General features: G+C 69.2%; 19 protein-coding genes, 1 tRNA gene and 2 pseudogenes. 12 read left to right on the forward strand and 10 right to left on the reverse strand.

Annotated elements, in window-relative coordinates:
• Positions 1-262 precede the first annotated feature (262 nt).
• The 7 genes from ACF1A5_RS09700 (at position 263) to ACF1A5_RS09730 (ending at position 6,823) form a co-directional block, all read left to right on the forward strand.
• The gene (locus ACF1A5_RS09700; RefSeq protein ID WP_356184662.1) at positions 263-604 is read left to right on the forward strand and encodes a YbaB/EbfC family nucleoid-associated protein; all 342 of its coding nucleotides are present in this window, start codon (positions 263-265) and stop codon (positions 602-604) included.
• A gap of 121 nt (positions 605-725) precedes the next feature.
• Complete coding sequence (recR, locus tag ACF1A5_RS09705; protein ID WP_391679877.1) at positions 726-1,325, forward strand: recombination mediator RecR; 600 nt, start codon at positions 726-728, stop codon at positions 1,323-1,325.
• A complete protein-coding gene (locus ACF1A5_RS09710; protein ID WP_392192296.1) occupies positions 1,318-1,977 on the forward strand; it encodes a DUF5063 domain-containing protein in 660 nt (219 codons plus the stop codon). Before recR ends, ACF1A5_RS09710 begins: the two co-directional genes overlap by 8 nt.
• Positions 1,978-2,205: 228 nt before the next feature.
• Entirely contained in the window at positions 2,206-3,483 is a 1,278-nt protein-coding gene (locus ACF1A5_RS09715) for an aspartate kinase (RefSeq protein WP_392192297.1), read from the forward strand.
• A gap of 31 nt (positions 3,484-3,514) precedes the next feature.
• Positions 3,515-4,567 (forward strand): aspartate-semialdehyde dehydrogenase, encoded by a 1,053-nt coding sequence (locus ACF1A5_RS09720; protein ID WP_392192298.1) that lies wholly within the window; start codon positions 3,515-3,517, stop codon positions 4,565-4,567.
• 505 nt (positions 4,568-5,072) lie between these two features.
• Entirely contained in the window at positions 5,073-5,648 is a 576-nt protein-coding gene (locus tag ACF1A5_RS09725) for a SigE family RNA polymerase sigma factor (protein WP_392192438.1), read from the forward strand.
• A complete protein-coding gene (locus ACF1A5_RS09730) occupies positions 5,645-6,823 on the forward strand; it encodes a hypothetical protein (RefSeq protein ID WP_392192299.1) in 1,179 nt (392 codons plus the stop codon). The genes ACF1A5_RS09725 and ACF1A5_RS09730 overlap by 4 nt, the downstream gene beginning before the upstream one ends.
• Positions 6,824-6,968: 145 nt before the next feature.
• On the opposite strand, the gene ACF1A5_RS09735 is transcribed toward ACF1A5_RS09730, so the two are convergent.
• Positions 6,969-7,760 carry an SURF1 family protein gene (locus ACF1A5_RS09735; protein ID WP_392192300.1) on the reverse strand — a complete coding sequence of 264 codons (792 nt, stop codon included), beginning with the start codon at positions 7,758-7,760 and terminating at the stop codon, positions 6,969-6,971.
• 316 nt (positions 7,761-8,076) lie between these two features.
• Between ACF1A5_RS09735 and ACF1A5_RS09740 the strand changes: the two genes are divergently transcribed.
• Positions 8,077-9,903 carry a prolyl oligopeptidase family serine peptidase gene (locus ACF1A5_RS09740; protein WP_392192301.1) on the forward strand — a complete coding sequence of 609 codons (1,827 nt, stop codon included), beginning with the start codon at positions 8,077-8,079 and terminating at the stop codon, positions 9,901-9,903.
• Positions 9,904-9,938: 35 nt separating this feature from the next.
• On the opposite strand, the gene ACF1A5_RS09745 is transcribed toward ACF1A5_RS09740, so the two are convergent.
• The 4 genes from ACF1A5_RS09745 to ACF1A5_RS09760 form a co-directional block, all read right to left on the reverse strand.
• Positions 9,939-11,888: an NAD-binding protein gene (locus tag ACF1A5_RS09745; protein WP_392192439.1), complete on the reverse strand. Its 1,950-nt coding sequence runs from the start codon at positions 11,886-11,888 to the stop codon at positions 9,939-9,941.
• Positions 11,889-12,081: 193 nt separating this feature from the next.
• Positions 12,082-12,609 carry a hypothetical protein gene (locus tag ACF1A5_RS09750; RefSeq protein ID WP_392192302.1) on the reverse strand — a complete coding sequence of 176 codons (528 nt, stop codon included), beginning with the start codon at positions 12,607-12,609 and terminating at the stop codon, positions 12,082-12,084.
• A 377-nt stretch (positions 12,610-12,986) separates the two neighbouring features.
• Positions 12,987-13,748: a calcium-binding protein gene (locus ACF1A5_RS09755; protein WP_392192303.1), complete on the reverse strand. Its 762-nt coding sequence runs from the start codon at positions 13,746-13,748 to the stop codon at positions 12,987-12,989.
• A 294-nt stretch (positions 13,749-14,042) separates the two neighbouring features.
• A complete protein-coding gene (locus tag ACF1A5_RS09760) occupies positions 14,043-15,494 on the reverse strand; it encodes an amidase (RefSeq protein WP_392192304.1) in 1,452 nt (483 codons plus the stop codon).
• 434 nt (positions 15,495-15,928) lie between these two features.
• Here ACF1A5_RS09760 and ACF1A5_RS09765 point away from each other — a divergent pair, with 434 nt between their 5' ends.
• Positions 15,929-16,402, forward strand: coding sequence for a hypothetical protein (locus ACF1A5_RS09765; protein ID WP_392192305.1), 474 nt, complete (start codon positions 15,929-15,931; stop codon positions 16,400-16,402).
• Positions 16,355-16,452: transfer RNA gene (locus ACF1A5_RS09770), tRNA-Ser, on the forward strand. The genes ACF1A5_RS09765 and ACF1A5_RS09770 overlap by 48 nt, the downstream gene beginning before the upstream one ends.
• Positions 16,453-17,331: 879 nt before the next feature.
• On the opposite strand, the gene ACF1A5_RS09775 is transcribed toward ACF1A5_RS09770, so the two are convergent.
• Complete coding sequence (locus tag ACF1A5_RS09775) at positions 17,332-17,667, reverse strand: hypothetical protein (protein ID WP_392192306.1); 336 nt, start codon at positions 17,665-17,667, stop codon at positions 17,332-17,334.
• 781 nt (positions 17,668-18,448) lie between these two features.
• Positions 18,449-19,039: a hypothetical protein gene (locus ACF1A5_RS09780; protein ID WP_392192307.1), complete on the reverse strand. Its 591-nt coding sequence runs from the start codon at positions 19,037-19,039 to the stop codon at positions 18,449-18,451.
• A 388-nt stretch (positions 19,040-19,427) separates the two neighbouring features.
• Between ACF1A5_RS09780 and ACF1A5_RS09785 the strand changes: the two are divergent.
• Positions 19,428-20,183, forward strand: a pseudogene (locus ACF1A5_RS09785) (site-specific integrase); the annotation flags it as partial.
• Positions 20,184-20,476: 293 nt separating this feature from the next.
• Here the strand turns inward: ACF1A5_RS09785 and ACF1A5_RS09790 are convergent.
• The 3 genes from ACF1A5_RS09790 to ACF1A5_RS09800 all read right to left on the reverse strand — a co-directional run bounded on the left by ACF1A5_RS09790 (position 20,477) and on the right by ACF1A5_RS09800 (position 24,664).
• Positions 20,477-22,459, reverse strand: a complete 1,983-nt coding sequence (locus tag ACF1A5_RS09790) for an NACHT domain-containing protein (protein ID WP_392192308.1) — start codon at positions 22,457-22,459, stop codon at positions 20,477-20,479.
• An 820-nt stretch (positions 22,460-23,279) separates the two neighbouring features.
• On the reverse strand, positions 23,280-24,500 hold the full coding sequence (locus ACF1A5_RS09795) for a PIN domain-containing protein (protein ID WP_392192309.1): 1,221 nt from the start codon (positions 24,498-24,500) through the stop codon (positions 23,280-23,282).
• Positions 24,497-24,664 carry a hypothetical protein gene (locus ACF1A5_RS09800; protein WP_392192310.1) on the reverse strand — a complete coding sequence of 56 codons (168 nt, stop codon included), beginning with the start codon at positions 24,662-24,664 and terminating at the stop codon, positions 24,497-24,499. The genes ACF1A5_RS09795 and ACF1A5_RS09800 overlap by 4 nt, the downstream gene beginning before the upstream one ends.
• An 893-nt stretch (positions 24,665-25,557) precedes the next feature.
• Between ACF1A5_RS09800 and ACF1A5_RS09805 the strand changes: the two are divergent.
• Positions 25,558-26,250 (forward strand): annotated as a pseudogene (locus tag ACF1A5_RS09805) (LacI family DNA-binding transcriptional regulator); the annotation flags it as partial.
• Positions 26,251-26,331 lie beyond the last annotated feature (81 nt).

The following is a 26,331-nucleotide window of genomic DNA, read 5'->3' on the forward strand; positions in this document are numbered from 1 at the left end:
GCTCCCCCCGCCAGTGAGCCCTGTGGCCCTCCGGTCCCGGTGCGCCCGGTGCGACGGACCCCTTCCTACCGCCCCATGGGCGGTGGAGCGGCGCGATGCGCCGTTTTTCCGCCCGGAAGAGGGCCGTGATCTGGTGGAGACTCACGCGCGGCTCACTCGAAAGAGTGGCAGGGCGCCGTCCGCGGGGACCACGTAGGCTCGTGCACAACGGGGTTGTGAGACCAACCCCGCCCGGACAGTCGTAGGAAAGCAGGAGCCGATCGTGATTCCCGGTGGTGGCCAGCCCAACATGCAGCAGCTGCTCCAGCAGGCCCAGAAGATGCAGCAGGACCTGCAACGGGCGCAGGAGGAACTGGCGCGGACCGAGGTGGAGGGCCAGGCGGGCGGCGGACTGGTGCGGGCCACCGTCACCGGCGCCGGCGAGCTGCGCGCCCTGAAGATCGACCCGAAGGCGGTGGACCCGGAGGACACCGAGACCCTGGCCGACCTGGTCGTCGCGGCGGTCCAGGCGGCCAACGAGAACGCGCAGGCCCTCCAGCAGCAGAAGCTCGGTCCGCTGGCCGAGGGCCTGGGCGGTGGCGGTATCCCGGGGCTCCCGTTCTGACGTTTCTCCCCGCGATCCCCCCGTACCGCCTTCCTCGGACAGGTGGCGGCCAACTACCGTACGTTCTGACAGGCGGTGCGTGCGGACCACCCGCGCGCACCCGACGCAGGAAGGCACTCCGTTGTACGAAGGCGTGGTCCAGGACCTCATCGACGAGCTGGGGCGGCTGCCCGGCGTCGGTCCCAAGAGCGCGCAGCGGATCGCCTTCCACATCCTGCAGGCGGAACCGACGGACGTACGGCGGCTCGCCCATGCCCTGCTCGAGGTGAAGGCGAAGGTCCGCTTCTGCGCGACCTGCGGCAACGTGGCGCAGGAGGAGCTGTGCGGGATCTGCCGCGACCCGCGCCGCGACCCCGCCGTCATCTGCGTCGTGGAGGAGCCGAAGGACGTCGTCGCCATCGAGCGCACGCGCGAGTTCCGCGGTCGCTACCACGTCCTCGGCGGCGCGATCAGCCCCATCGAGGGGGTCGGCCCGGACGACCTGCGCATCAGGGAACTCCTGGCCCGGCTGGCGGACGGCACGGTGACCGAGCTGATCCTCGCCACGGACCCCAACCTCGAGGGCGAGGCGACGGCGACGTACCTCGCCCGCATGATCAAGCCGATGGGCCTGAAGGTCACCCGCCTGGCCAGCGGCCTCCCGGTGGGTGGCGACCTGGAATACGCGGACGAGGTGACCCTCGGCCGCGCCTTCGAGGGGAGACGACTCCTAGATGTCTGACGCGACGCTGCACGCGACCAACCGGAACCCGGACGACTTCGCGGTCCAGATCGCCGACCAGATCGAGAGCTTCCTGGTCGCGGTCACCGAGGTGGCCAAGGGCGACGAGCCGGACTCCGCGGTGCCCTTCCTCCTGCTGGAGGTCTCCCAGCTGCTGCTGGCCGGCGGCCGTCTAGGCGCGCACGAGGACTTCCTCCCCGACGAGCGCTACGAGCCGGACTCCGGCCCCGAGCAGGACGTCGACAAGCTCCGCGAGAACCTGGCCCGCCTGCTGGAGCCGATCGACGTCTACTCCGAGGTCTTCGACCCCTACGAGCCGCGCCGGGCGCCCGTTCCCGCCCGCATCTCCGACGACCTGGCGGACGTCGTCACCGACCTGCGGCACGGCATGTCCCACTACCGGGCCGGCCGCACCGCCGAGGCCATGTGGTGGTGGCAGTTCTCCTACTTCTCCAACTGGGGCTCCACCGCGTCCGCCACCCTGCGCGCCCTGCAGTCCCTGGTCGCCCACGTCCGTCTGAACCAGCCCCTGGAGGAGCTGGACGGCCTGGACACCGACCAGGGCATGGGCGACGACACGCTCGAGTTCGAGGCCGGGAAGGTCATGGCTCAGGAGATCGCGGGACCGCTGGGGCTGCGGACGCACCCGTAGGGCCGTCGGTAACCCGTCCGGGTGCCCGTCGGCAGGACTGCCCCTCTGTGACCCCGGGCACTTTCCGAGTGGCCGGGGGCTGTCTGGGCATGAGCCGTCCTGAGACAGAGGCGTCCGGACATCTCACCATGCGATATCGCAGAGGGGAATTTCGGACGCTCGATAGACTGAGCCGACCGCACCGCGACTGCGCGGATGCGACAGAGACGGACTGAGCGAGGAGCGCACGTGGGCCTTGTCGTGCAGAAGTACGGAGGCTCCTCCGTTGCCGATGCCGAGGGCATCAAGCGCGTCGCCAAGCGAATCGTGGAAGCGAAGAAGAACGGCAACGACGTTGTCGTGGTCGTTTCCGCGATGGGCGACACGACGGACGAGCTGATCGATCTCGCCGAGCAGGTATCCCCGATCCCTGCCGGACGCGAGCTCGACATGCTGCTGACCGCCGGAGAGCGGATCTCCATGGCCCTGCTGGCCATGGCGATCAAGAACCTGGGCCACAAGGCGCAGTCGTTCACCGGCAGCCAGGCAGGTGTCATCACCGACTCGGTCCACAACAAAGCCCGGATCATCGACGTCACCCCGGGCCGCATCCGGACCGCCCTGGACGAGGGCAACATCGCCATCGTCGCCGGTTTCCAGGGCGTCAGCCAGGACAAGAAGGACATCACGACCCTGGGGCGCGGTGGTTCCGACACCACCGCCGTGGCGCTCGCGGCCGCCCTCGACGCCGGTGTCTGCGAGATCTACACCGACGTCGACGGCGTGTTCACCGCCGACCCGCGCGTGGTGAAGAAGGCCCGGAAGATCGACTGGATCTCCTTCGAGGACATGCTGGAGCTGGCCGCGTCCGGCTCCAAGGTGCTGCTCCACCGCTGTGTGGAGTACGCGCGCCGGTACAACATCCCGATCCACGTCCGCTCCTCCTTCAGTGGGCTGCAGGGCACCTGGGTCAGCAGCGAGCCGATCGAGCGAGGGGAAAAGAAGGTGGAGCAGGCCATCATCTCCGGTGTCGCGCACGACACCTCCGAGGCCAAGATCACGGTCGTCGGCGTGCCCGACAAGCCGGGCGAGGCCGCCTCGATCTTCCGCGCGATCGCGGACGCCGAGATCAACATCGACATGGTCGTGCAGAACGTGTCCGCGGCCTCCACGGGCCTGACGGACATCTCCTTCACGCTGCCGAAGACCGAGGGCCGCAAGGCCATCGACGCGCTGGAGAAGAACCGCGGCGGCATCGGCTTCGACTCCCTGCGCTACGACGACCAGATCGGCAAGATCTCCCTCGTCGGCGCCGGGATGAAGACCAACCCGGGCGTCACGGCCGACTTCTTCACCGCGCTGTCCGACGCGGGCGTGAACATCGAGCTGATCTCGACCTCCGAGATCCGTATCTCGGTGGTCACCCGCAAGGACGACGTGTCGGAGGCCGTGCGCGCCGTGCACACCGCCTTCGGGCTCGACTCCGACAGCGACGAGGCCGTCGTCTACGGAGGCACCGGGCGGTGACCGCCGCCCCCTCGTACGGAGGCGTACGACGATGACCGTCCGACCGACGCTCGCGGTCGTGGGTGCGACCGGAGCCGTCGGCACGGTCCTGCTCCGGATCCTGTCCCAGCGCGCGGACATCTGGGGCGAGATCCGCCTGATCGCCTCACCGCGCTCGGCCGGCCGCAAGCTGGCCGTGCGCGGCGAGGAGGTCGAGGTGGTCCCGCTCACCGAGGCGGCCTTCGACGGTGTGGACATCGCCCTGTTCGACGTCCCCGACGAGGTCGCCGCCCAGTGGGCGCCGGTCGCGGCGGACCGGGGCGCCGTGGTGGTCGACAACTCCGGCGTCTTCCGCTGCGACAGCGACGTGCCCTTGGTCGTGCCCGAGGTCAACCCTCACGCGGCCCGGCGGCGCCCGCGCGGGATCATCGCCAGCCCGCACTGCACGACCCTCTCCATGATCGTGGCGCTGGGCGCGCTGCACGCCGAGTTCGGGCTGCGCGAGCTGGTCGTCTCCTCGTACCAGGCGGTGAGCGGGGCCGGGCGGGCCGGCGTCGAGACGCTGCGCCGGCAGCTGTCCCTGGTCGCGGGCACTGAGCTGGGCACCAACCCCGGTGACGTGCGGCGCGCCCTCGGGGACGACACCGGGCCGTTCCCGGAACCGGTCGCGCTGAACGTGGTGCCCTGGGCCGGGACGCTGTGCGACGACGGCTGGTCCTCGGAGGAGATGAAGGTGCGGGACGAGGCCCGCAAGATCCTCGGCCTGCCGCGGCTGCCGGTCGCCGTGACCTGTGTCCGGGTCCCGGTGATCACCACGGACTCCCTCACCGTCCACGCCCGCTTCGAGGACGAGGTCACCGTCGACCGGGCCCGCGAGATCCTCGCCACGGCCCCCGGGGTGGTCCTGTGCGACGACCCGGCCGCCGGTGAGTTCCCGACGCCCGCCGACGTGGTGGGCACCGACCCCACCTGGGTCGGGCGACTGCGGCGTGCGCTCGACGATCCCACGGCGCTGGAGTTCTTCGTCTGCGGCGACAACCTGCGCAAGGGCGCGGCGCTGAACACAGCGCAGATCGCGGAGCTGGTGGCGGCCGAGCCGGGCTGAGTTTCGCTGTTACCGCGGGAAATCCCCTGACCGTGGCGTGAATCATTTGTAGGATTCACGTAAGAGCGTGATCCAGTCGATGGTCCGGACCGCTTGATCCGCGCCGTCTCGACGTCCGAAGATTTTCCTCCCCGCCCTCCGCAACCGCGCGGAAGGCGGGGAGCGTCTTTGCGGTCGCCCTGCGGGGGCGTGGACGCTCCGGGGCGTGGGGACGCCCCGGTCAATCAGGACACAGGGGAAGAGCGGGACGCATGTGGGCATGTGAGGAGCCGTCTGACGCGCTGCCTGACGTGAGAACGTTGTCGGTGGCGCGGTCGGACGCAAAAGTGATGCCCGGCACGTACAACCTCCGAGGGGGGAGACGAGTCCAACTGGCGTGGCAGAGGTACTCGACTTCCCCCCCACGCTCTTCGAGCAGGGGGTACTCCCAGCGGCGACCCGCGGCACGGCTCTGCGGCCGTCCCGCGCGGCGCTCCGTCCGCGCATGGCCGGCACGCCCGGCGGCTTGCCGGTGATCGCGCCCATGCCCGCTGCGCGGCCCGCCCGCATACCGAACCAGCGTGACGGCGCCGAGGACGGCGTGGTGGCCGGCACCACCGTCGACCACCTCACCGAGACCTACAGCGCCCACTACCGCTCGCTGCTCGGTCTCGCCGCCCTCCTCCTCGACGACACCGCCTCCTGCGAGGACGTCGTGCAGGAGGCCTTCATCCGCGTCCACTCGGCCCGCAAACGCGTCCGCGACCCCGAGAAGACCCTCGCCTACCTGCGGCAGACGGTGGTGAACCTCTCCCGCTCGGCCCTGCGCCGCCGCATCCTCGGCCTGAAGCTGCTGTCCAAGCCGATGCCGGACATGGCGAGCGCCGAGGAGGGCGCCTACGACCAGCTGGAGCGCGACTCCCTGATCAAGGCGATGAAGGGTCTGCAGCGCCGCCAGCGCGAGGTGCTGGTGCTGCGCTACTTCGCGGACATGACCGAGGCCCAGGTCGCCGAGACCCTCGGGATATCGCTCGGATCGGTCAAGGCGTACGGCTCGCGCGGCATCGCGGCGCTGCGCATCGCCATGGAGGCGCCGGTATGAGCGAGCACGGCGAGGGGCGCAACTCGCACGAGCGGCACGAGCCCTACGCGTGGCACGAGCCGACGCGGCCGCACGAGCAGGACGACACGCAATCGCACGCTGGGAACGGAACCGTGAACCACAGCCCCGACGAAAAGGACCCCGAGGGGTTCGACTCGGACGAGCTGGATCTGCGCAGCATGCTGCACCAGGCGGTGCGGGCCATCGAGCCGGCCGACGGCACGCTGGACCACCTCCGCCGTGCGGTGCCGGCCCGGCGGGCCCGCAAGCGGCAGGCAGCCGTCGGCATGGCGGCCGCCGCCCTGTTCGTCGGCACCGCCATCCCGGCCCTGGTGCACGTCTCCGGCTCCACCGGCTCCGACGCCAACCCGGCCATCGCCGGCCAGGCCTCGCAGGCTCAGGGCGGCACGGGCGAGGGCAAGGGCCCGGACGGCGGGGCGAGCACCGCCGGCGGGTCGCCCGGCCGGACCTCCGGGCAGGACAAGGGCGGCGGCAAGAAGGACCACAAGGGCGGCACGGCCACCGGTACCGGCAGCGGATCCACCGGCAACACCGGCACCCCCTCGACCGGCACCGGAACCAGCGCACCGGTGTGCGCGGCGACCCAGCTCGGCTCCGCCACCGCCACGGCCGACGCCCCGGACTCCGCGGGCGTGGTCTACGGCACCTTCCACATCACCAACGTCTCCGCCACCAGCTGCACCGTCGGCGGCCCCGGCGGCGTGACCCCGCAGGCGCAGGGCGCGGCCGACCCCACGAAGATCAGCGTGGTGGCCCACACCTCGGGCGACGCGGCGGCCGGACTGCCCGACCCCTCCACCGAGGTGTCCGGGCTGGTGCTCCTGCCGGGTTCGGCGTACGAGGTGAAGTTCGCCTGGGTGCCCTCGGAGACCTGCCCCACCACGAGCGGCGGCGGCACCGGCACCACCGGTGACACGGAGACCGGCGGCCCCTCGCCGGACCCGTCGCCCAGCCAGGACGCGAGCGCGACCGGCAGCACCACCACCGGAACCGACCCGGGCACGTCCCCGCAGATGATGACGGTGGACGGCACGGCGGACGGAAGCGTCGCGGTCTCCCACACGCCGGAGGCGGGCTCACCGACGGTCTCCACCGTGGTGTCGAACGCCTGCGCGGGCACGATCTACCGGACCGGAGTGCTGGCGGCGTCCTGAGGAGCGGGGGAGCGCTGGGGCGGTGGCGCCACGTGCCCGTGCCCTTGCCCCAGGTGGCGGCACGGGTAGGCCGGTCCGCTGCCCATGCGCCCGGCACATCCCGCCGCTCACCCAGGCTCACATTGCGGGGCTCACGCCACGGCGCTCACACCGTGGCGTGCTCCTCGTCCTGGTCCGGGTCCGGCACCAGGCCCAGCTCGGCGTCCCGGGCGTACTCGACCTCACGCCGCACCAGCCGGAACCACATGAACACCACGAACCCGGCGAAGACGAACCACTCACCGGTGTAGCCGAGGTTCTGGAAGGCCTTCAGGTCCAGCCCGGTGTTCGCCGGCGCCGTGGCCGGAACGGCCTTCATCCCGGAGTCGCCCTCGCCGAGCGTGATCCACGCGTCGTACACGTCGTACGGCACGAGGTTCACCAGTGAGGCGGCGCTGATCGCCCCGGTCTGCCCGGCAGGGAGGCCGCCCCGGGTGCCGACTCCGGTGTCCCCCGGCGTCTCCGACGCCTGCAGGGCACCGGTGACCGTGACCTCGCCGGTGGGCGGAGCCGGAGCCTTGGCCGGGTCCGCCTTCCCCGGCAGCCAGCCCCGTACCACCGGCAGCGCCTTGCCGGAGCCGGTCCGCAGCAGCGTGAGCACGTAGTACCCGCGCCTGCCGTCCAGCTCGCGGTCCGGGACCAGCAGCTGCTTGCCGTACCGGCCGGTGGCGGTGGCCTGCCTGCCGGACGTCCGCTTGTCCACCGGCAGCAGCTCGGCCACCGGGCGGGCAGCCTCCCGGCGGTCCGACGCGGCCCGGGCGCTCGCCGTGCGGTGGTCCTGCACCCGCGCCTCGAACCGGCTCAGCTGCCACGACCCCATGAACACGCAGAAGGGGATGGCGAGCAGCACGAAGACGTTGATGCCCCACCAGCGGGGCGTCAGCAGAAACCGGTACACGCCCTCAACGGTACGGGGCCGCCGGGCACCCTCGGGCCGCGGGGCGGCCCGAGTCGGTCCTGGGGCACTCCCGTGTCGGCCCTGGGTCCCTGCCGAGTCGGTCCTGGGTCCCTCTCGAGTCGGCTCCGGGTCGGTCCCGAGCCAGGTCCTGGGCCGATCCCGGGCCGCTTCGAGCGAGTACATGAGCGGATTCCGGCGCCGGACGGAACCGCGGCCGGACGGGAATCGTAAGGGGTTCGGAAGGGCCCGGTCGAAGTTGTCCACAGGCTGGGGCCCCCGGCAGCGAATTGTCGGCCGGAGCAGGCACTATGGGGCCATGACTGAGAGCAACGGGTCCGAGGCGCGGGATCAGCGGGAACAGATCGAAAAGATGCCGGAGTGGGAGAAGCGCTTCCGGGCGCCCCGGGTGTCGCTGCCGGACTGGGCGGAGGACGCACCGGCCCGCTCCCTGTTCGTGTCGAACGCGACGGGGACGTACGAGCTGTACGCCTGGGACCGTGCCACGGGTGAGCAACGCCAGGTCACGGACCGGCCGAACGGCACGACGGACGGTGTGCTCTCCCCCGACGGCCAGTGGATCTGGTGGTTCGACGACAAGGACGGCGACGAGTTCGGCGTCTGGCGCCGCCAGCCCTTCACCGGTGGACCGGACGAGCCGGCCGCGGCCGGCCTGGACCCGTCGTACCCGGCGGGCCTGGCGCTCGGCCGGGACGGCCGGACGGCGGTGGTGGGCCGCTCCACCGACGAGGACGGGACGACCATCCACCTCGCGCGGGCCGGCGGGACCGTCGCCGAGATCTACCGCCACCGCGAATCGGCGGGCGTCGGCGACCTCTCCCACGACGGCTCGCTGATCGCCGTCGAGCACACCGAGCACGGCGACGCGATGCACTCGGCGCTGCGCGTGCTGCGCCCGGACGGCACCGCGGTCGCCGAGCTGGACGACACCAAGGGCGGTACCCAGGAGCTGGGCCTCGAGGTGCTGGGGTTCGCGCCGGTCGACGGCGACACACGGCTGCTCATCGGTCATCAGCGGCGCGGCCGCTGGGAGCCGCTGGTGTGGGACGTCGCCACCGGCGAGGAGACGGACCTGGCCCTCGACCTGCCCGGCGACGTGAGCGCGGAGTGGTACCCGGACGGCACCGGTCTGCTCATCGCGCACAGCTTCGAGGCCCGCAGCGAGCTGTTCCGCTACGACCTGGCGAGCCGCGAGCTCGCCCGGATCGCCACTCCGCCCGGCACGGTCTCGGGGGCGACGGCCCGCCCCGACGGCAGTGTGGAGTACCTGTGGTCCTCGGCGGCCGAGCCGCCCGCCGTGCGCTCCACCACGGGCCAGGTGGTCCTGGACCCGCCCGGCATGAGGTCCCCGGTGTCGGTGCCGGTGGAGGACGTGTGGGTGGAGGGTCCAGGCGGCCGCATCCACGCCCTCGTGCAGCGCCCGGCGGGCGCGACCGGTCCGCTCCCCACCGTCTTCGACATCCACGGCGGCCCCACCTGGCACGACAGCGACTCCTTCGCCGCGGGCCCGGCCGCCTGGGTCGACCACGGATACGCCGTGGTCCGGGTGAACTACCGGGGCTCCACCGGCTACGGCCGCGCGTGGACCGACGCCCTGAAGCACCGGGTCGGCCTGATCGAACTGGAGGACATCGCGGCGGTGCGCGAGTGGGCGATCGGCTCCGGTCTCGCCGACCCCGAACGCCTGATCCTCACCGGCGGCTCCTGGGGCGGCTACCTCACCCTGCTCGGCCTCGGCGTCCAGCCGGGGGCGTGGACGCTGGGCATCGCGGCGGTCCCGGTCGCCGACTACGTCACGGCGTACCACGACGAGATGGAGGCGCTGAAGGCCATGGACCGCACGCTGCTCGGCGGCACCCCGGAAGAGGTCCCCGAGCGCTTCGAGGCGTCCTCGCCCCTGACCTACGTGGACCAGGTCAAGGCCCCGGTGTACATCTCCGCGGGGGTGCACGACCCGCGCTGCCCCATCCGCCAGATCGAGAACTACGTCAAGCGCCTGGACGCCCGCGGCGCCGTCCACGAGGTCTACCGCTACGACGCGGGCCACGGCTCGCTGGTGGTGGACGAGCGCATCAAGCAGGTCCGCCTGGAACTGGACTTCGCGGAACGCCACCTGCCGAGATAGCCGACGGCCCCGTGCGGGCGGGTGGGTGCGGCTGCCTACGCACCCGCTCGCTCCCGGCCCCGGCGCCCCAGCAGTTCCGCCAGGCCCCGCCGGGTCGCCGCCAGCACCACGCGGTCCTCGGCGCGCAGGACGTAGGTGCCGGGCAGGTTCCACACCAGTCCCGAGGGGCGTCCGGTGTCCTCGGCCGCCGCCTCCGCGGCCGGCTCCCGCCGCTGCTGTGCGGTCAGCCCCGCCTCCATGGCCAGCACCCGCCAGTACCCCGCGCGGAACGCCTCCGCGACCGTCCGGCCCTCCAGCTGCGGGTGCCCGCCCACCTCCACGGCCGCGAACAGCAGCACCCGCCGCTCCACGGGGATCGCCCCGAGGATCTGCCGCCCGAACATCGCCCCGGCGAACGCGGGCGCCGCCAGGTGCGACACGCTGCGGCTGCGCGTCAGCGCGTGCGGGTGCGCGGCCCGCAGGGTGCGGTACACGGCGGTGGCGAAGTCGTCGTCGTACAGACGCAGCACGACGCGCAGGTCGGGGCGTACGGACCGCGCGTACAGCACGGCCTCCAGGTTCGTGGTGTCGGCGCTCGTCACCGCCAGCAGCGCATGGGCGCGGTGGATCTTCGCGGCCTCCAGGACGCCCTCCTGCGTGACGTCCCCGAGCACCACCGGCACCCGCAGCCGCCGGGCCGTCGCCAGCCCCCGCGCCTCGGGCCCGGACTCCACGCACACCACCGGAATGTCCAGCTCCCGCAGCCGCGTCAGCACCCGGGTGCCGATCTTCCCCAGCCCCAGCAGTACGACGTGCCCGCCGAGCCCGCGCGGCGGCTTGCGCAGCGCGGACGCCGACCGGAAGGTCCCCAGCGCCTCCAGCACCGCGGCCAGCAGCACCGGCAGCAGCAGCAACCCCACCAGGCCGGACAGGAGTTGGAGGATCTGCCGCCCGATGGACTGGCCGAGGGCCGGGTCGTCGATGGCGAACAGGTCGAGCAGCGTCAGATACAGGGCCCCGAGCGGATGGATCCCGGTCACCACCCACAACGCCACCGCGAGCGCGAACACGCACCCCACGAGACCCGCCAGCGACCACCGCAGCCGCCGCGAGAACAACGACGTGAGCGACGGTACGACGCCGGTGCCGCGCCCCGCGGACAGCGCCGGACCGGCGTACGACACCTGCTCCAGCACCACGGTCCCGCGCCCGGTGGCCTCGTGTACCGCCGCCTCGTCGGGCAGCAGCCGGGGCCGCTGCTCCCCGCTGCCCTCGGAGCCGTCCGCGCCCGCCGGGTCGGTGCTGGTCGCCGACAGCAGCGCCAGGGTGCACAGCCCGGGATCGGCGACCTGTCCCGGCGCGGGCGGCGGCCGTTCCACCGCGCGCAGCAGCAGCCCGTCGGTCTGGACGACCTTGCTGGTGCCGGCGACGGCGCTGGCGGCGAGGGCGGGCGCGGCCGTGTCGGCGTCGGACAGCACGGTCGTGGACGCGTCGGTCCCGGAGGTGTCGTTGCTGCCGACGGCCAACACGGCCGCCTGGTCGAGGAGTTCCTCGATGTGCTGCCCCAACCGCCGGTTGTACAGGCGCAGGACGAGCCGCAGGCGCGGGTTGATCCGGCGGGCGGTCAGCGCGGCGCGGATGTTGGTCTCGTCGTCGTCGTACACGAGCGCCAGCGCGGCCGCCTGCTCCACACCCGCCGCCACGAGCACGGCGTCGGTCAGCTCGGCGGTCTCCAGAAGGTGATCAGCATCAGAGGCCGACCCGCCGCCGGTGCCGCTGGTGCCACCGGCGCTGTTGGCGCTGTTGCCCCCGTTGCCCCCGACCCGGCCCACGGCGGCGCTGACCACCCGGTCCAGCAACGCCGAAGCGGTCCGGCCCCGGCCGACCACCGGCGGGCGGACACCGCGCTCGGAGGGCGGCACGACCAGCGTGACCTGCTCACCGTAGACACCGCGCAACTCGGCGGCCAGGCGGTGCGCGAGCCCGTCGTCGCCGCACACCACCATGTGCGCGCCCGGGTAACCCGGCGCACCCCCTTGATACGGAACGCTCCCCACGAGGAAGAAGACTGCCGCACCGGGACGACCGGTTCCAGAACCGCCGGGTTCACCCTGTGCCCGGAGAGCGGGGGAGGGCCCGGGGCGGACGCTGACGAAGAACGGCCGCGGGAGTGAGGTGTCCGAAGAGAGGTACGGCGCCTCAGTCCCCGGGCACCGCCTGGAGGAGGTTCGGGACGCCGCAGGCACTGGCCAGGAGGTCCGCGTACTCGGTGAGGATCGCGCGGGTGTCGCGCAGGGAGGCGCGCAGCTCGTCGGCCGCCTCCCAGGCCTGCTCGTGGTCCCGGCGCGAGCGGTCCGCGGGACGCCGGCTCTCCCAGTCCTCCAGGACGGGGTGCCAGACCGCGAGCAGCGGCCGGATGCCGTAGTTGAGCATGGCGACCGCGAGGTAACCGAAGTTGTACTGCCCGTCCTTCTTGGGCTCCGCTACCTCGGGGCCGTACTTGCGCAGCACTTCCCGGGTGGTGCCGAACAGGGAGTACAGACTGCTGAGCGCCTCACGCAACAGCCCCTCGTCGGTCCGCAGGGGCACGACCGACACACGGGTCACCAGCTCGACGTACAGCTCCCAGGCGGCCCGCCGTTCCGCGTCGTTCGGCTCCCAGGTGCCGGAGATCTCCAGCACGCGCAGATTCAGCTTCACGTTGACGCTCTTCGGTGCCCGCACCATCTTCTGCCCCCTTGTGCCGACCAGTCACGGCCTCGACGACTCACACCCTGGGATCACCGTATACGGAGCGTCATGACCTGTGCGCCCCCGACTCCGGAAACCCACACCGGCGGCACGGCTCCGGGGGCGCACCCCGACGACCCCGCGCGGCAGGAAACGGCCGAACGGCCCCTGACCAGGATTGATGGTCGGGGGCCGTTCGCCTGCCCGGACTCCGGGACTTCCCGCCGTTCCCCCGTGGTCCCCCGCGCGATCGGGCAGGGCAGGGGCACGGGGAACTTCTGATCCGCAGGCCCATGGGGATCGGTCGTTGACGTTCGTACCGGCCGGGCGACGGCCGTGGGACGCTGCCGGAGCCGGTGTCGGCGTCCCGCTGACTACTTGGTGTCGACGTAGTCGCCGGCGGCCTTGGCGGAGGCCGTCGTGGTGGTGCCCGCGAAGGCGTAGCGCCAGTAGCCGTCGGCGGATGCCGCGACGGTGGTCCTCAGAGTGCCGGTGCTGCTTGTGGTGACGGTCTTGACCGTGGTGTAGGTGCTGGTGCCCGCCTTGCGGAACTGCAGCTTCACCGACTGCTTGGCGTACCCGTGATACGCGTTGTCGTCCCAGTTGGCCCGGCTGAGCTTGCCCGTCACGGTCAGCGTCGCGCCCTTGCTCACCGGTTCGGGCGAGGCGTCGGTCGTGAGCTTGGCATACCGCTTGACGTAGAACTTGTCCGGGAAGTTCTCCGTTATCACGTCGTGGTCCTTGGAGCTGATGTCCAGGTATGCCTGCCAGGCCCCCGCCTGCGCGTTCTCCAGTCCGTAGTGGCCCGGGTCCATGACGTAGCTCATCGAGCAGGTGGCGGTGGTGGCGTTGACGGCCTTGCACCCCAGGTTGTCGTGGTATCCGAAACCGGTGGCGGTTGCTGTGCTCCAGATGTCGGAGTAGGCCGCGTTGATCCCGGAGCTGTCCGTGGCGGTGATCGCCAGGATGAAGGTCTTCTTCTCCGTGGTGCCGACCACGACGGACTTGCCACCGTTGAACGACACGTTTGTGATCTTCAGATCTCCGTCCCCGGTCACGGCCTCGGCGGCCGGACCGGTCAGCGCCGACAGTGCCACCGCACACGGCAGCAGGATGCCGACGGCGAGCTTGCGCATGAAACCCCCCACAGGGCAGGCCCACCGTCCTGATTCATGACGGTGGAATGTTGAACAGGTGTGCGGAGTGTAGAGGCATGCGCGCAGGCCGATTGCGGCAGGGACGCGATGGACGTTGACCTGCGCCTTCCTGGGGTGCTCGGCGTCGTTTCTCCCGGCTCGTCGGGCTCTCAGGGGCGGCCCCGGCCGAGGAGGTTCACCGGAAGCAGATCCGGTCCGTGATCCAGGGCGGTAGTCACGCAGAGAGACACGCAGCCGTGGCGGTTGTCCCCGCCGGCCACCCGGTAGTACGCCCTACTTCGGTGCCTGGAAGCCGCCGATCTCCTGCTCGAGCAGTTCGGCCAGCCGCAACGGGGTGCGGTCCTCGAACAGCGGACCGATGAGTTGCACTCCCACCGGCAGGCCCTCAGGGGTCCGGGCCGCCGGTACGGCCGTGGCGGGGAGGCCGGGCATGGTGGCCAGACCGGCCCAGACGAGCTGGTCGAGGTAGGGGTACTCGACGCCGTCGATGTCGATCCGGCGTTCCAGCAGATCGGGGTTGTGGTCGTGCGGGAACGCGGGAGTCGGCGTGATCGGGCACACCACGGCGTCGAACTCGGCGAAGAGCTGCCGCCAGCCGTGACGGTGGAGCTCGCGACGGTCGTTCGCCTCGATCCAGTCGCGGTGGCTGAACACCATCCCGCGCAGTCGCGCCGCGTCGAGACTCTGGTCGTCCGCGCTCAGTCCGGCGGCGCGGGCCCGCAGTTGCTCGTACGCTTCGACGGGAAAACGCGCAACGGAGCCCGAGAACAGCAACTGCATATAGAGCGTCGCGGCTTCGGCCGGGTCGGGCAGCAGCGGACTGTACCGTTCGACGTGGGCGCCGCCGTCGACAAGTGCGTCGGCCACCCGGTTCACGCCGGCCCGCACAGCGGACCCGGTCGCAATGAACGGATGCTCGTCGAGGACCAGGACCCGGAAGTCGCTCAGCCGCTGGTGGCGTGCGGGCGGCAGGGTCAAGTCGTGCGCCACGCCGAGCGTCAGCGGGTCCGGCCCGGCCATGACGTCGAGCAGGAGCGTGAGGTCGCGGGCGGTGCGCGCCATCGGGCCGACGACCGCGAGGTCGAGGTCGACCGGCAACGCCGGCGTGGTGGGCGGGACCATACCGCGGTTCGCCACCAGCCCGAGTGTCGGCTTGTGCGCGTAGACACCGCAGAAATGCGCGGGGCTGCGCAGCGAGCCGCCGATGTCGGAGCCGATGGACAACGCGCCGAATCCAGCCGCCAGGGCCGCCGCTGATCCGCCGGAGGACCCGCCCGGCGTACGAGCGTGATCCCATGGGTTGTTGGTGGTGCCATAGATCTCGTTGAAGCTCTGCAGATCCTGCAGCCCCAAGGGCACGTTGGTCTTGCCGAGCACCACCGCGCCGGCGGCCCGGAGCCGCGACACCTGTACCGCGTCCTCGGCCGGCACGAAGTCCCGGTACATCGGGATGCCCCAAGTCGTCGGCAGCTCGGCGATGTTGTAGGACTCCTTGACCGTCACCGGAATACCGAGCAGTGGCCTGTCCTCGCCGCGGGCGCGCGCCCGGTCGGCACGGTGCGCGGCGGCCCGCGCACGGTCGAAGTCCGGCACGCAGATCGCGTTGATCACCTTGTCGTCCCGCTCGATACGGGCGATTGCCTGGTCGGTCAGCTCCACCGATGTCACTTCACCGGCACGCAAGGCGGCCGCCAGTTCTTCGGCCGTCGGAAAATTCCACTCCATGAATCCGACCGTATGGGCCTCTGGAAGAGGTCATAAAATGCCGATTCGCACAATGGAATAGACGTCTCAACTCATCATGTCGCTCTCTCGCGCATCTACGGAGATGGTCGGAGGCGAGCCGCGGTCAGTCGTGAAGAACCGTGCACGAGAACGGCCCCCGGCCAGCTACCCAGGTCAGGAGCCGCTCTCTCCGCTCATCGTGGGGAGGCAGTGGGGTTTGCACCGGGGACCACGTCTTCCTGGAGACGGATGACGACACCCCGCCTCACGTCGCCGTGCGGCGATCGGTGCGCAAGCACGGCGAGACCGCTGGGCCGGCCCCTGAGAGGACGCCGCGCGATCAGCCGCTGACGTCAGCCGCCGCACGCGGTCTTTGCGGAGGGCGACGCTGTTGAGCGAGGGGGCTGCCCCTGGTGTGGCGGAGGATGGTGTTCATGTGCGCTCTTTTCGACCCTCCCGAGCCTCGCCGCGTCTCGCCGGGCGAGTACCCCGTGTGGGACCAGGCTCTCGCCCTTCTGAACCGGGACCTGGCGGTGACGCTTCCCCAGCTCGAACCCCTGCAACTGCTGGCCCTTCCGTCCTACGATGCGGATGAGCCGGAGAACGTCTACGTCGCCACGGCCAACGGCGAGTGGCACGGCAATCACCTGGACCCGGACTCGCAGGACGGCCTCGCCTCTGCGCTGGCGAGCGTCGCCGATGCCGCACAGGAGACCGTCATGGAGCTTCTGTGGCATGCGTGGCCCCTCTGTCCCGAGCATGGCCTGGGCATGCATCCAAGGGAGGATGCAGAGGAGCAACTGTCCTGGTGGTGCGCGGGAGAACGGTTGCTTCGCGGCCCGGCTCATATCCACACGGCCGTGGGCGCACTCGACGCCTGGGGAGAGTCGATCCGTACACGGTCTTGAAAACCGTCGTGGCAGCGATGTCACCGTGGGTTCAAATCCCACCGCCTCCGCTCGCTGAGCAGGGAGAACGGCCCCTGATCTGGTTAGGAGGTCAGGGACCGTAAATCCCCCTGGAACGAATCGCGCTCCTGGTCGGTCACAGCAGCCAGGCGACCACGGAGGCGGTCTACCGCATGCAACTTCGGCCCGTGATCACGCAGGGTGCCGAGGCGATGGATGACATTTTCACTGAAGATCCCGTAAAGCGCGACGACGCCGGCACCGTGGCCTGATCTGTTAAGCCGCCTGCAGTACGGGTGAGCCAGCGAGGGCCATTCACGAATACATGAATGGCCCTCCGGCTTGCCTTCAATGCCTCACGGTCATTTGATCGCAGGGCGATGTGACCCCTCACCCGATCGGCCCCGGGCGGTTTGCCTTGTCGCGACAGGCAGCATAGGAGTACAGGTTGCTAAGTAGGCCGATGAGTACCCCAATCGCAGCGACGCTATTTGTGACGCCGGACCAGAGGAAATAGACAGCCGCTCCTTTTCCGAACCAAGGAATGACGATGCACCCAGCTGCTGCCACCCAGGAAATGAGTGACATGAAGCTTGTTGCCTGGAAAAAGGTTTCCCAGGATGGGGTGATCGTGCAGTCGGACCGTCCGTCCTGCCGGTCTCGGCAAGCCACATAATCATTGATGGCGGTTTTCAGTAGCTGGACCGTGAGCGCCGCGCCGCCTGCGAATGCCAGAGCTGCTATTGCTAGAGCAATGTCATATGGCCAGGGCGCGAACACCGCGCCTACGCCACACGCAATCGCCGCTCCTAGCAGGCCTATTGTGGCCCAGGTGAGCGCGGCAACCCGGTTTAGACTGCACACATATGCCCCCGTGGCGTAGAGATGTTGCCTATGGCCAGGAGAGCTCCGGGCCGGGCGCCGAGGGACTACGACGTGACTTCGTAGGTCAGCGTATAGTCAGCGTCATCCTCGACGAAGTGGTACTCCACTTCCCCTTGCCCGCTCTGCATGCGACCTACATAGAAACGACCCAAGAGGTCGTCGTCGTCCTCGCCGCCGGCGTCGGCGTCGAATAGCTCGATGCGAGCCCGTGTGCCGAACTCGATTACAGGAACCGCCGAAAGGTCCGCAGTGTCGCGATCGTTCAGCCCAGGAGCTTCTGCTCCCCAAACCTGTACGCCGTTCACGATCAGGCGGGGTTCGTCCTCGCCTGTGTCATCCTCTGTTTTTGAACAGAAGAGAGAGATGAGTCGTAGTTTCACTTTCCCCCCATGGCTCGGATGCGGTGAGTGAAAGCTAGCTAGCTCCCAAGAGCGGGTCAAGGGGTTGCGTTGCCGTATTTTAGTGCCGATAAATTCGGTAGAGCGGGAAAGGATTTGGCGGGCGCGTGGACGGTTGCACTGTGGTGCCGACGATATAAATGCGAGCTTCTGATGCTTGCGCGACGCGACCTTATTGGCCGGGTCCGAGGAGTGGTCGGAGCGAAGCGGCGCACTTGAATGGCCCCAAGTTCCTCGAACGCTTCATGCAGTCCCAGGTACTCCTCTGTCGCCAGGCCGCTGTCGACCTCGAACAGCCCGTCCGGAGACTGCGGCCCGTGGGCCCGGAAGAGCCGCCGACGGGTGGGCGACGCGTTGGAAGGCAATCGGGCGCGGCCGAGATGCTCGTTCCTCAGAAGTTCCTCAACTCTGCTTCACCGATGGGCACCTGCGCTGGCACCCGAAGCACCGCCCCTGAGCAGGGGGAGAGCCGTTGTCGACTGTCGTCATCTGTCATCGTCGAGCGCCCCCGCACGGCCCAGGGGCGGCCCAGGAGACTGCCCACCCGTCGCCGACGTGACGTAGGTCGCGCCCGCCCCCGGCTGTCACTCAAGCGGCTGGGCAGCGACCTCGAGTTGTTTCCGGTGTTCCCCGTAGCCCCTGGCGTGCCTCTCGAACGGGCACGCCAGGGGCACGGTGTAGCCTAGCCGGCCGATGTTGCCACGGTAGTGAGCGGACCGCCGCATGCTTCCGACAGGCCACACGATCGCCGCGAGCAGGTTCGTTACGTGTTCGGTGGCGTGGGCATCTGCGTGAAGGTGCACGGCACCGTCAGCGGCAGCGCTGAGGTGCACACCCCCTGCCACACCTCTCCTGTTGAGGTCAGCTCGGTGACCAGGAGGCGAGCATCGAATACCGACAGCGTGGCGTCGAATACGTTGGTCGGACCTCCCACCAGCTGCCAGAAGACGCCGCTTCCGTTAGCAACAGGGGTCGGCGGATTCGGACCAGCCTCATCGACGGACAGGACCCGCACCTCCCCGCTACAAACCACCGAGACGTACTTGGTCATCCCCTGAACTGCTGAGTCGATGTCGTTGCAGCCCGTTGGCGGCGGGGTCGGGGTCGGGGTCGGCTTCGGCTTCGGCTTCGGCGGCCTCGGCCCCCTACAGTTGTCCAGCCCGCCCATGCCAGGTTTGTCGCACCTATCGTCGGCGGCGGACGCGTGGCCAGTCATGGTGTGTGCGATGGCCGCGGCGGGGGTGATCAGTCCGATCGCCACCAGCAGCGCGGTTGTGGCGAGCCCGCCAATCTTCCTGCGCTTGCCTCGCAGTAGGGGCCCGGACGGCGTAGGTGTCCTGTGGTCAGGACTCATGTGTGCTCCTTGTTTCAAGCGTCTCGGATGTCTCCTACATCCGATGCGAGCTTGAACCGCACACACAGGATCACTTGGCACGTCTGGGGGTAACACGCCCATATATCAACGAGTCGGACTAGTGGCCTACGGGCTCAGTGTTCACGCGCGGCGTACCGGGTCTTCTCGCCTTGGGCCATCACCTTCCCCGGCTCCCACCCCGTCTGCCGTCGACCCACACACCGTGGAGCGGGCGTGCTTCAGGGCGTCAAGGTGGAGCGCGCCACTGTACGAACGACCTTGATGCCCTGGGCCGCGACTGCTCGGCTCTGCCTGGGTTGACGGCAGACGGGATGGGAGCCTCCCCACGCACGCCATCTACGGACCGGCACCCGCGAGCGGCGCCCCCGCCGTCCACTCCTGTCTGAACCGCTCGGTCAAGCGGGCCATGGCCCGCGACAAGGTGAAACGCAACGTCGTCGAGCTGTGCTCGGTACCTCAGGGTCAGCCGGGACGGCCGTCCAAGGCGCTCAACTTCGCCCAGGCCGAGGCAGTGCTCAAGGCGGCTGAGAGGATCTCGATGCACGCTTACGTCGTCGTCGCCCTGCTGACTGGTGCGCGTACCGAGGAGCTTCGGGCCTTCACCTGGGACCACGTCTTCCTCAAAGGAAGGTCCGACGCTGACCCGCCGCAGCTTCCCCACATCGCGGTCTGGCGCTCGGTCCGGCGTGGCGGGGACACCAAGACCCGGAAGTCCCGGCGCACGCTCGCTCTGCCGGCGCGTTGCGTCGAGGTCCTCTGGCAGCACTTCGAGGACCAGGGCTGGGAGCGGCTCGCTGCTGGGGATCAGTGGGAGGAACACGGCCTGGTCTTCTCGTCGGCTGTGGGCAAGCCGCTCGACGCGACCAACGTCCGGCGGGCCTTCCGTCAGGCACTCAAGGACGCCGAAGGGATCAACGCCAACGAGTGGACCCCGAGGGAGCTGCGGCACAGCTTCGTGTCCCTGCTCTCCGACCGGGGCGTCCCGTTGGAAGAGATCTCCCGTCTCGTCGGCCACTCCGGCACGGCCGTGACCGAGGAGGTCTACCGAAAGCAGATCCGCCCCGTGATCCAAACCGGCGCCGTGGTCATGGACGGCATCTTCAAGCGGGGTGCGGAGCGGTAGTCACGCAGATGGACACGCAGACGAAACAGGTGAGGCACCTAGGAACGTTCCTAGGTGCCTCACCTGGTGTCTCACTGTCGGGGTGGCGGGATTTGAACCCACGACCTCTTCGTCCCGAATTAGGCCCTGGAAGATCGTCTACCTGTGCTCCAGGTCAAGCACGCTGGTCAGAGTGTTGGGAAGCGTCGGCCTCTGTCGGCACCTCAGGGGTCCCCACGCAAGATCATCTCCAGGGTTTCTCCAAGGCAGCAACCACGATCACAGCGCGCCCACTTCTAGGAATCCTCTTCCTGTCAGGGCGTAGGGTGCGCGGTGAGCCAGTCCTGGAGTTCCCGGTGGCGGAACTGGTAGGCCACGCCGGAGATCCGCAGGAGTCCTGCCTCGTAGGACCAGTTCAGGAAAGTGCCGAGCCGCCAGGGCAATCGGCCCCGGATACAGAGCAGGAAAACCAGGTAGCGGCGGCCAGCCCCAGAGAGCCAGTACAGCCCGCCCGCGAGCCCGAGCGTGAGCCCGAGCACGAGCCCGATTGGGAGCCCGCTTACGAGGCTGGTTGCGAGCCCGCCCGCGAGCCCGAACACGAGCCCCACCGCAGGCCCGAACGCGAGATCGTCCCGCACCGGATGACGCGGGTCTGTCGGCGGAGCATCTTTCAGGGGTTCCACGAGCCCGATCACGAGTCCGAACCCAGCCCCGCTTACGAGCCCGAACACGAGCCCGATCACGAGCCCGATCACGAGCGCGCTGGCGAGCCCGAGCACGAGCCCACCCGCGAGCCCGGCTGCGAACCCGGTCACGAGCCCCATTGCGATGGTCCGGGCGAGCTTGCGGCGGTGGGTTGGGCTGCGCAGCCGCTGGAGTTGGAACGTTTGAGGCTCTGGGACGAGAGGACGGCTGGCTTGCCAGATAGTTCCCAGGGCAACCAACACGCCGGCTGAGGCGCCGAATAGTTGTTTGGTTGAGAAGCCGATGGGGACCTGGGCCAGGACCAGGGCGGTGAAGGCGAGAGCGAGGAGGGCGCCGAGCAGGGCGTCAGCGGTGCGGACGCGGCGGGGACCGGCCATGGGCCACAGCTGGTGGAGGACGATGTCGGTGCTGCTTGCGGTGGATGCAGGTGCGGTGGTGGCGAGATGGGCGGCGAGCGCGGCGAGCCAGTGGTGGGTCTGGTCGGGGCGGTAGCGGATGGGGTGTGTGGGGTGCTGGTGGGCGGCTGCGGGCAGGTAGCGGGCGAGGAGGTGGTCGCGGACCGCGCTGGGGGAAGCCAGGGTGAGCAGCTGGTCCGGTTCGCGGAGGTAGGCCAGGGTGTCGGGGTGGCGTTCTTCGTAGGCGGTGGCGGCCAGGTTGAGGCGCCAGGGGGTGGAAAGGGAGCGGGCCAGTGTGCCGCCGGGCGCGGTCGTGAACGTCTCGATGACCGGCGTCCAGCGGTCGGGGCTGGTGCTGCGAGCGGTGAGATAAGCGGCGGCCTGGCCGGGGCTGACGTCGTCGAGCTGGATGCGGGCGGCCTCACGCATCCGCAGGTCCAGGCTGGCTAGGTTCTCGTACTGGGCGGTGCGGCAGGTGAGGACGACCGGGGCGCTGCCAGTGGGGTCCTGGTAAGCGTTGAGTTTCTCCAGCGCGCGCGCGGCACGGCGGCGGCCGGCTGGAGTTGCGTCGGTGTCCATCTCATCCAGGCCGTCCAGGACCGGCAGGACGTGGTATCCGTCCACCAGGGTGGATGCGTCGGCGAGGGTGATGCCATGGTCCCGGAACTGCTGGTGGACCTGGTGGGCGAGCCATTCCTGAAGGGGGCGGTCGGTGTTCCAGTCAGCCAGGGAGAAGCGGACCGGGACGGGGTCGGTGTCGGCGCGGCCGGGGTGGGTCAACAGTCCGAGGATGAGGTCCAGGGCGAGCAGGGTCTTGCCGGCGCCCGGTTCACCGGTGATGGTCAGGCGGGCGGGGCGCAGGTTCTGGTAGTAGGACACGATGTCGGTGAGGCGGCCGTGGGCTGCGGCGCCGGTCGCGTTGTTGGCGGGCTCGGTGCGCTGGTGGAAGGCCACGTCGATGCGATGGGCGCCGGGCCCGATCAGCTGGGCGCGCTGCCGGGTCTCGGCCGCGGCCACGACTGCGGCCAGCGTTTTCACCTTTGCGTCGGTGTCCGCTGCGGCCTCGCGGCGGTCGTCGCGGTAGGCGGCCCAGGCCAGGTAGGCGCCCGGCACGGTGGGGGCCAGGGCGACGAGTGTGGCGCCCAGTCGCGCCACCTGGAAGTGCTTGGACAGCCACAGCGCCAACACCACGGTCACGGCCTGCAGGACGGCATAGATGGAGGCTGACCGGCGGGTCCGTGATCGTCTCATGCGACGTATGGTCGCCAGTCCGCTGAGTAGCGGGCGGACGATCGCCACTCTCGGTTCCGGATTGTGACACGGCATGACATACCGGCGGCCTACCGAGACCAGGTCAGTTACAAGGCTTCTCACCTGCGAGAACAATGCTCATCTGCGAAATATGACACCCTTCTTACCGTCCCCAATGTACGGCGCTCTGCGGCGCCCGGGGCGGAGGCGCCACTGGGACCCCGGTGCGCGATGAGCCTTGCGTTCGGCCGGGATACCGCATCTTCCGCTCTGATTTGATGCGGCTGTATGGAGCAGGCTCCGAACGGCATTCGTTCGGGGCCTGCTCCCCCCTCGAATTTGAGACCGTAGGACCTGGGGCAGGTCAACCTGTCACCCGAACCTGCATCAACCCCGACCGTGGCCGGCGCCCCACCGTGCGCGCCCTACTTTGCTCGTGGACCGCTTGCTCCCGAATTAGGCCTTAGAAGAGCGCCGACCTGGGGATCATGTCAAAGTTGCAGGTCAGAGGGTCGGGATGCGTCGGTCTCCGGTGGTGCTCCGGGGCCGCTATCTCAAGATCGTCTCCAGGATTTCTCCAGCGAGTGGTCGACGTGGCAGTCCACCGACCCCGACAGCCCGGGCCGCATCGACGCCTCCTGCATCCTCGTGTACGGCCTGATCCCGGAGGCCAACCAGGGCGCCATCGTCCACGCCGCGCGCCCCATAGCCCCCAGCCGAGCGCCCGGCTGGGCCGCGCGGCGTCGGCGTACGGGTGCCGCATCGGCTAGTGAGCAGCGGAAGGTGGCGGCAGAAGACCTTCCGCAACGAGCCTCTCCATCCTTGAGAGAGTGAGGCGGCCGGCGAACTCATGGCGGAGATTCATCCACCTACGCTCGTGGCTGATGATGCTGACGTAATCGGCGAGTTCCCGGGAAAGGGCGGAGGACTGGCCTGCGGACAGCGCACGGGTGCCCTGGCTTCGCAGGACAGTGAGCTTGGCGTCAGCGTTCGTCGTGCTCACGAGAACACGGGTCTCCCACACACAGGCAACGCCCTGGATTTGAAGGCTGTCCCTCACGAGGCCGGGCGCGGCCAAGACCCACCGCACCGTGGCAGTGCACCAGACGTGGTCCCCGATGCGGTAGGCGGTCAGATCGGTTGCCTGATCGAAAGTGACGAACGGGGGTACTGCCCAGCCAAGCACCCGCACGGTGTCGGTATCGACCAGCGTGCCCTCGCCCTGCACAAAGAGACCCATCGCGGCTTCGAAGTCCGGCCCCACCAGGTCCGGCGGCACGAGCATCAGACGAACGGCCTCCTCCTCGATCACGCTGAGGCTTTCCCGGCTCGAGAGGATCGAACGCACCGCGTCCTCGTCCACATCGTCCGTCCGCTGGGCGAACTTCTCCACGACCTCGTACCAGGTGGTGAGGAGCACGAACTGATCCTCAATGCCGGTGAGGTCCTCGTTCATCGGGTACGGGAAGGCTGCCCCGTCGCCGAAGCCCTTGGTGTTATTGCTGACGAAGTAGACCGTCTCGTCAGGATGCTCCCGCGCGTACTCGACGGCCGTGAGCCAGATCGCGGCGTCCCGCCCGCCTATCTTCCCGGTGTCGCCGCCCGCCTTGATGGTGACCTGCTTGCACGGCGGCAGAAGGTTCGCCTCCCGGATCAAGGCCTGCTTCAGCGCGGCCTCGCTCGTTGGGACGACGTCGACCACGTCAAGCCACTTCTGGCGCCACTCGTCTTGGAAACGCTGTAGATCCATCCGCGGCAGCGTCACGCGGATCGGCCACGGCGTTCCGTCCTTGAGGCTGCGTAGGGCTGCCTCGGCTGCCTCGTACTTCTGGCGGTACGGCACCGCACGGTGGGCCGTAAGCTCCTCCAGCACCATCCACGGCACGGCCACGCGTTCCACATCGGACGCCCTGATGATCTTGACCAGATCTGTGGTGGCGCTGTCGATGCCGGACTTCGTCAGGATGTTTGTGTCCAGGATGATCAAAGCGGTTCCTCTCCCCTTACTGCCTGATCAAGCGTCGCAGTGGCCAGGAGTGGGCGCACGGGAATCCCGAACAGGGGCTCGTCGCGGACGTAGCTGAACTTCACGAAGACATCGCCCACGGCGAGCGCGGAGATGTCGACCTCGTCGCCGGCGGCGTATCCCATCTCGTAGACCGGGCAAGGAGGGCCGCCTGGGAGTACCTCGGGCACTCCTAGGCGGCCCGGATCACCGGCGCTCGAACCAGTAGACCGCCAGGCCGGCCAGGCCCATCGTGGACGCCTTCACCGCCAACCGCACGAACTCGTCACTCGCGGTCTCCAGCAGTCGACGAGCCTGCGCCCGCCCCGGGCGTAGGCGCCTTTCCCTGGGCTTCGCACCGAGCGGCGGGCCGTCAAGGTGCTGGTCAGAGTTGCTTTGACAGTGGGAGCCCGTAGGCTCGTCTTCGGTGGGAATCGTGACCTCCTCAGGTCGTCGGTTCTTGCTGTCGAAGTCGGTGGCCTCCTGCTCGCAACAGGGGGCCGCCGCCGTGTTGGCGACGGGCCCCAAAGAGGCCGCCAAGGAACATTCTGTGGCGCCGCACTGACACGAGGTGTGTCAGCAAGGGCCGGTGGCCTGTCTTGCTTGTCGTTTCTACGGCACGACCATGACAAATGAGAGGCTCAACTCCACTTCTTGCAGGCAAGGATGTGCCCACGCGTCGTTTCACGTGAAACCCACTGGTCGTCAATTGCGCGACGTAAAAGGCCAGTACAGTCATATGGCTCACTCATAGTGGCACGCTCTCGGCCTCAGTCGAATCTGGCTGTCCACAGGGCCTGGGCACAACTGCCTTGCTTCTGGGGAAACTTGACCTTTCGCTGTGGACGAATGCGGGACAGGCCTGTGGACAGTCGACTCCTCCGCACGAGATAGCGGCTCTGGCCAGCAGGTTTTCCCGTCCCCAGGGTGTGAGGAAGAAAAAGTACGCAGTCCACCCAAGATTGCTTCTTCAAGTGCCCGCTGCGCGCCACCACCGCGGGTTTTCGTAAGCGGTAAAGCGGCATTGCATCTATTACCAAAACCGAAGCCTTGTGATTGCCACGGACTGGCCTACGTCTTCCGTGGCCACGGCGCTGCCAATGGCTCTGTGAGCCGTCCGGGAGCAAAGCTGGTCGACGTCGCTCGCCGCGCCGTCGTCTCGACAGGCACCGTCTCCAACGTGCTCAACCGCCCCGGCGCTGTGGCGGAGCCGACTCGTCTGAAGGTGCTGGATGCCATCACCGAACTCGGGTACGTCCGTAACGCGGGAGCGGGGGAGCTGGCCGCACACTGGCGACGCTCGGGCTTCGCCACTTGGCTCTTTCGACTTGCTGCCACGGGACGGTACCCCGGACGCGGCAATCAGGAAGAGCACCCTGTGCCGGTGGTCGCTGAGCCGTGGCCAGGGATTCCCGCACGTGGGCGAGGAGCCTCCAAGCGGGCTGAGGCGTGCTGGGTGCCGATCGCTCCGGGGCTGACACCGCACGGGCTGCGCCATACGCACAAGACCCTGATGAGAGAGGTGGGAACCCCGCCGAAGCTGATGGACGAACGCATGGGTCACGAGGACGGCTCGGTGCAGTCCCGCTATGACCACATCACGGCTGGCATGCGGCAGGCGCTGATGACCGCGCTCACCGGAATGTGGGAGGAGGCGTTGGACGCGCGCCGAGCGATGAGCCCCGGCTCGCCCGTTGCTGCTCTGGATGCGCTGCTGAGGGCTCGCGGGTAGGGCACTGGTCTGGAGACGATTTTCAAGATCTTCTCCAGGATTTCTCCAGAGAGCCTCTGGAGAACAGTTCAGGGCCGGTGC

The sequence above is a fragment of the Streptomyces sp. NPDC014864 genome (genome assembly GCF_043081525.1).
In the GTDB taxonomy this organism is placed as follows: Bacteria; Actinomycetota; Actinomycetes; order Streptomycetales; family Streptomycetaceae; genus Streptomyces.

Excerpts from the sequence above, each read along its gene's own strand:
- ACF1A5_RS09765 (WP_392192305.1), top strand. The coding sequence starts at position 15,929 with ATGTGCGCTCTTTTCGACCCTCCCGAGCCTCGCCGCGTCTCGCCGGGC.
- ACF1A5_RS09750 (WP_392192302.1), bottom strand. The coding sequence starts at position 12,609 with ATGGTGCGGGCACCGAAGAGCGTCAACGTGAAGCTGAATCTGCGCGTG.
- ACF1A5_RS09800 (WP_392192310.1), bottom strand. The coding sequence starts at position 24,664 with ATGGGATACGCCGCCGGCGACGAGGTCGACATCTCCGCGCTCGCCGTG.
- ACF1A5_RS09780 (WP_392192307.1), bottom strand. The coding sequence starts at position 19,039 with ATGAGTCCTGACCACAGGACACCTACGCCGTCCGGGCCCCTACTGCGA.
- ACF1A5_RS09730 (WP_392192299.1), top strand. The coding sequence starts at position 5,645 with ATGAGCGAGCACGGCGAGGGGCGCAACTCGCACGAGCGGCACGAGCCC.
- ACF1A5_RS09745 (WP_392192439.1), bottom strand. The coding sequence starts at position 11,888 with ATGGTGGTGTGCGGCGACGACGGGCTCGCGCACCGCCTGGCCGCCGAG.
- ACF1A5_RS09740 (WP_392192301.1), top strand. The coding sequence starts at position 8,077 with ATGACTGAGAGCAACGGGTCCGAGGCGCGGGATCAGCGGGAACAGATC.
- ACF1A5_RS09755 (WP_392192303.1), bottom strand. The coding sequence starts at position 13,748 with ATGCGCAAGCTCGCCGTCGGCATCCTGCTGCCGTGTGCGGTGGCACTG.
- ACF1A5_RS09720 (WP_392192298.1), top strand. The coding sequence starts at position 3,515 with ATGACCGTCCGACCGACGCTCGCGGTCGTGGGTGCGACCGGAGCCGTC.
- ACF1A5_RS09710 (WP_392192296.1), top strand. The coding sequence starts at position 1,318 with ATGTCTGACGCGACGCTGCACGCGACCAACCGGAACCCGGACGACTTC.
- ACF1A5_RS09760 (WP_392192304.1), bottom strand. The coding sequence starts at position 15,494 with ATGGAGTGGAATTTTCCGACGGCCGAAGAACTGGCGGCCGCCTTGCGT.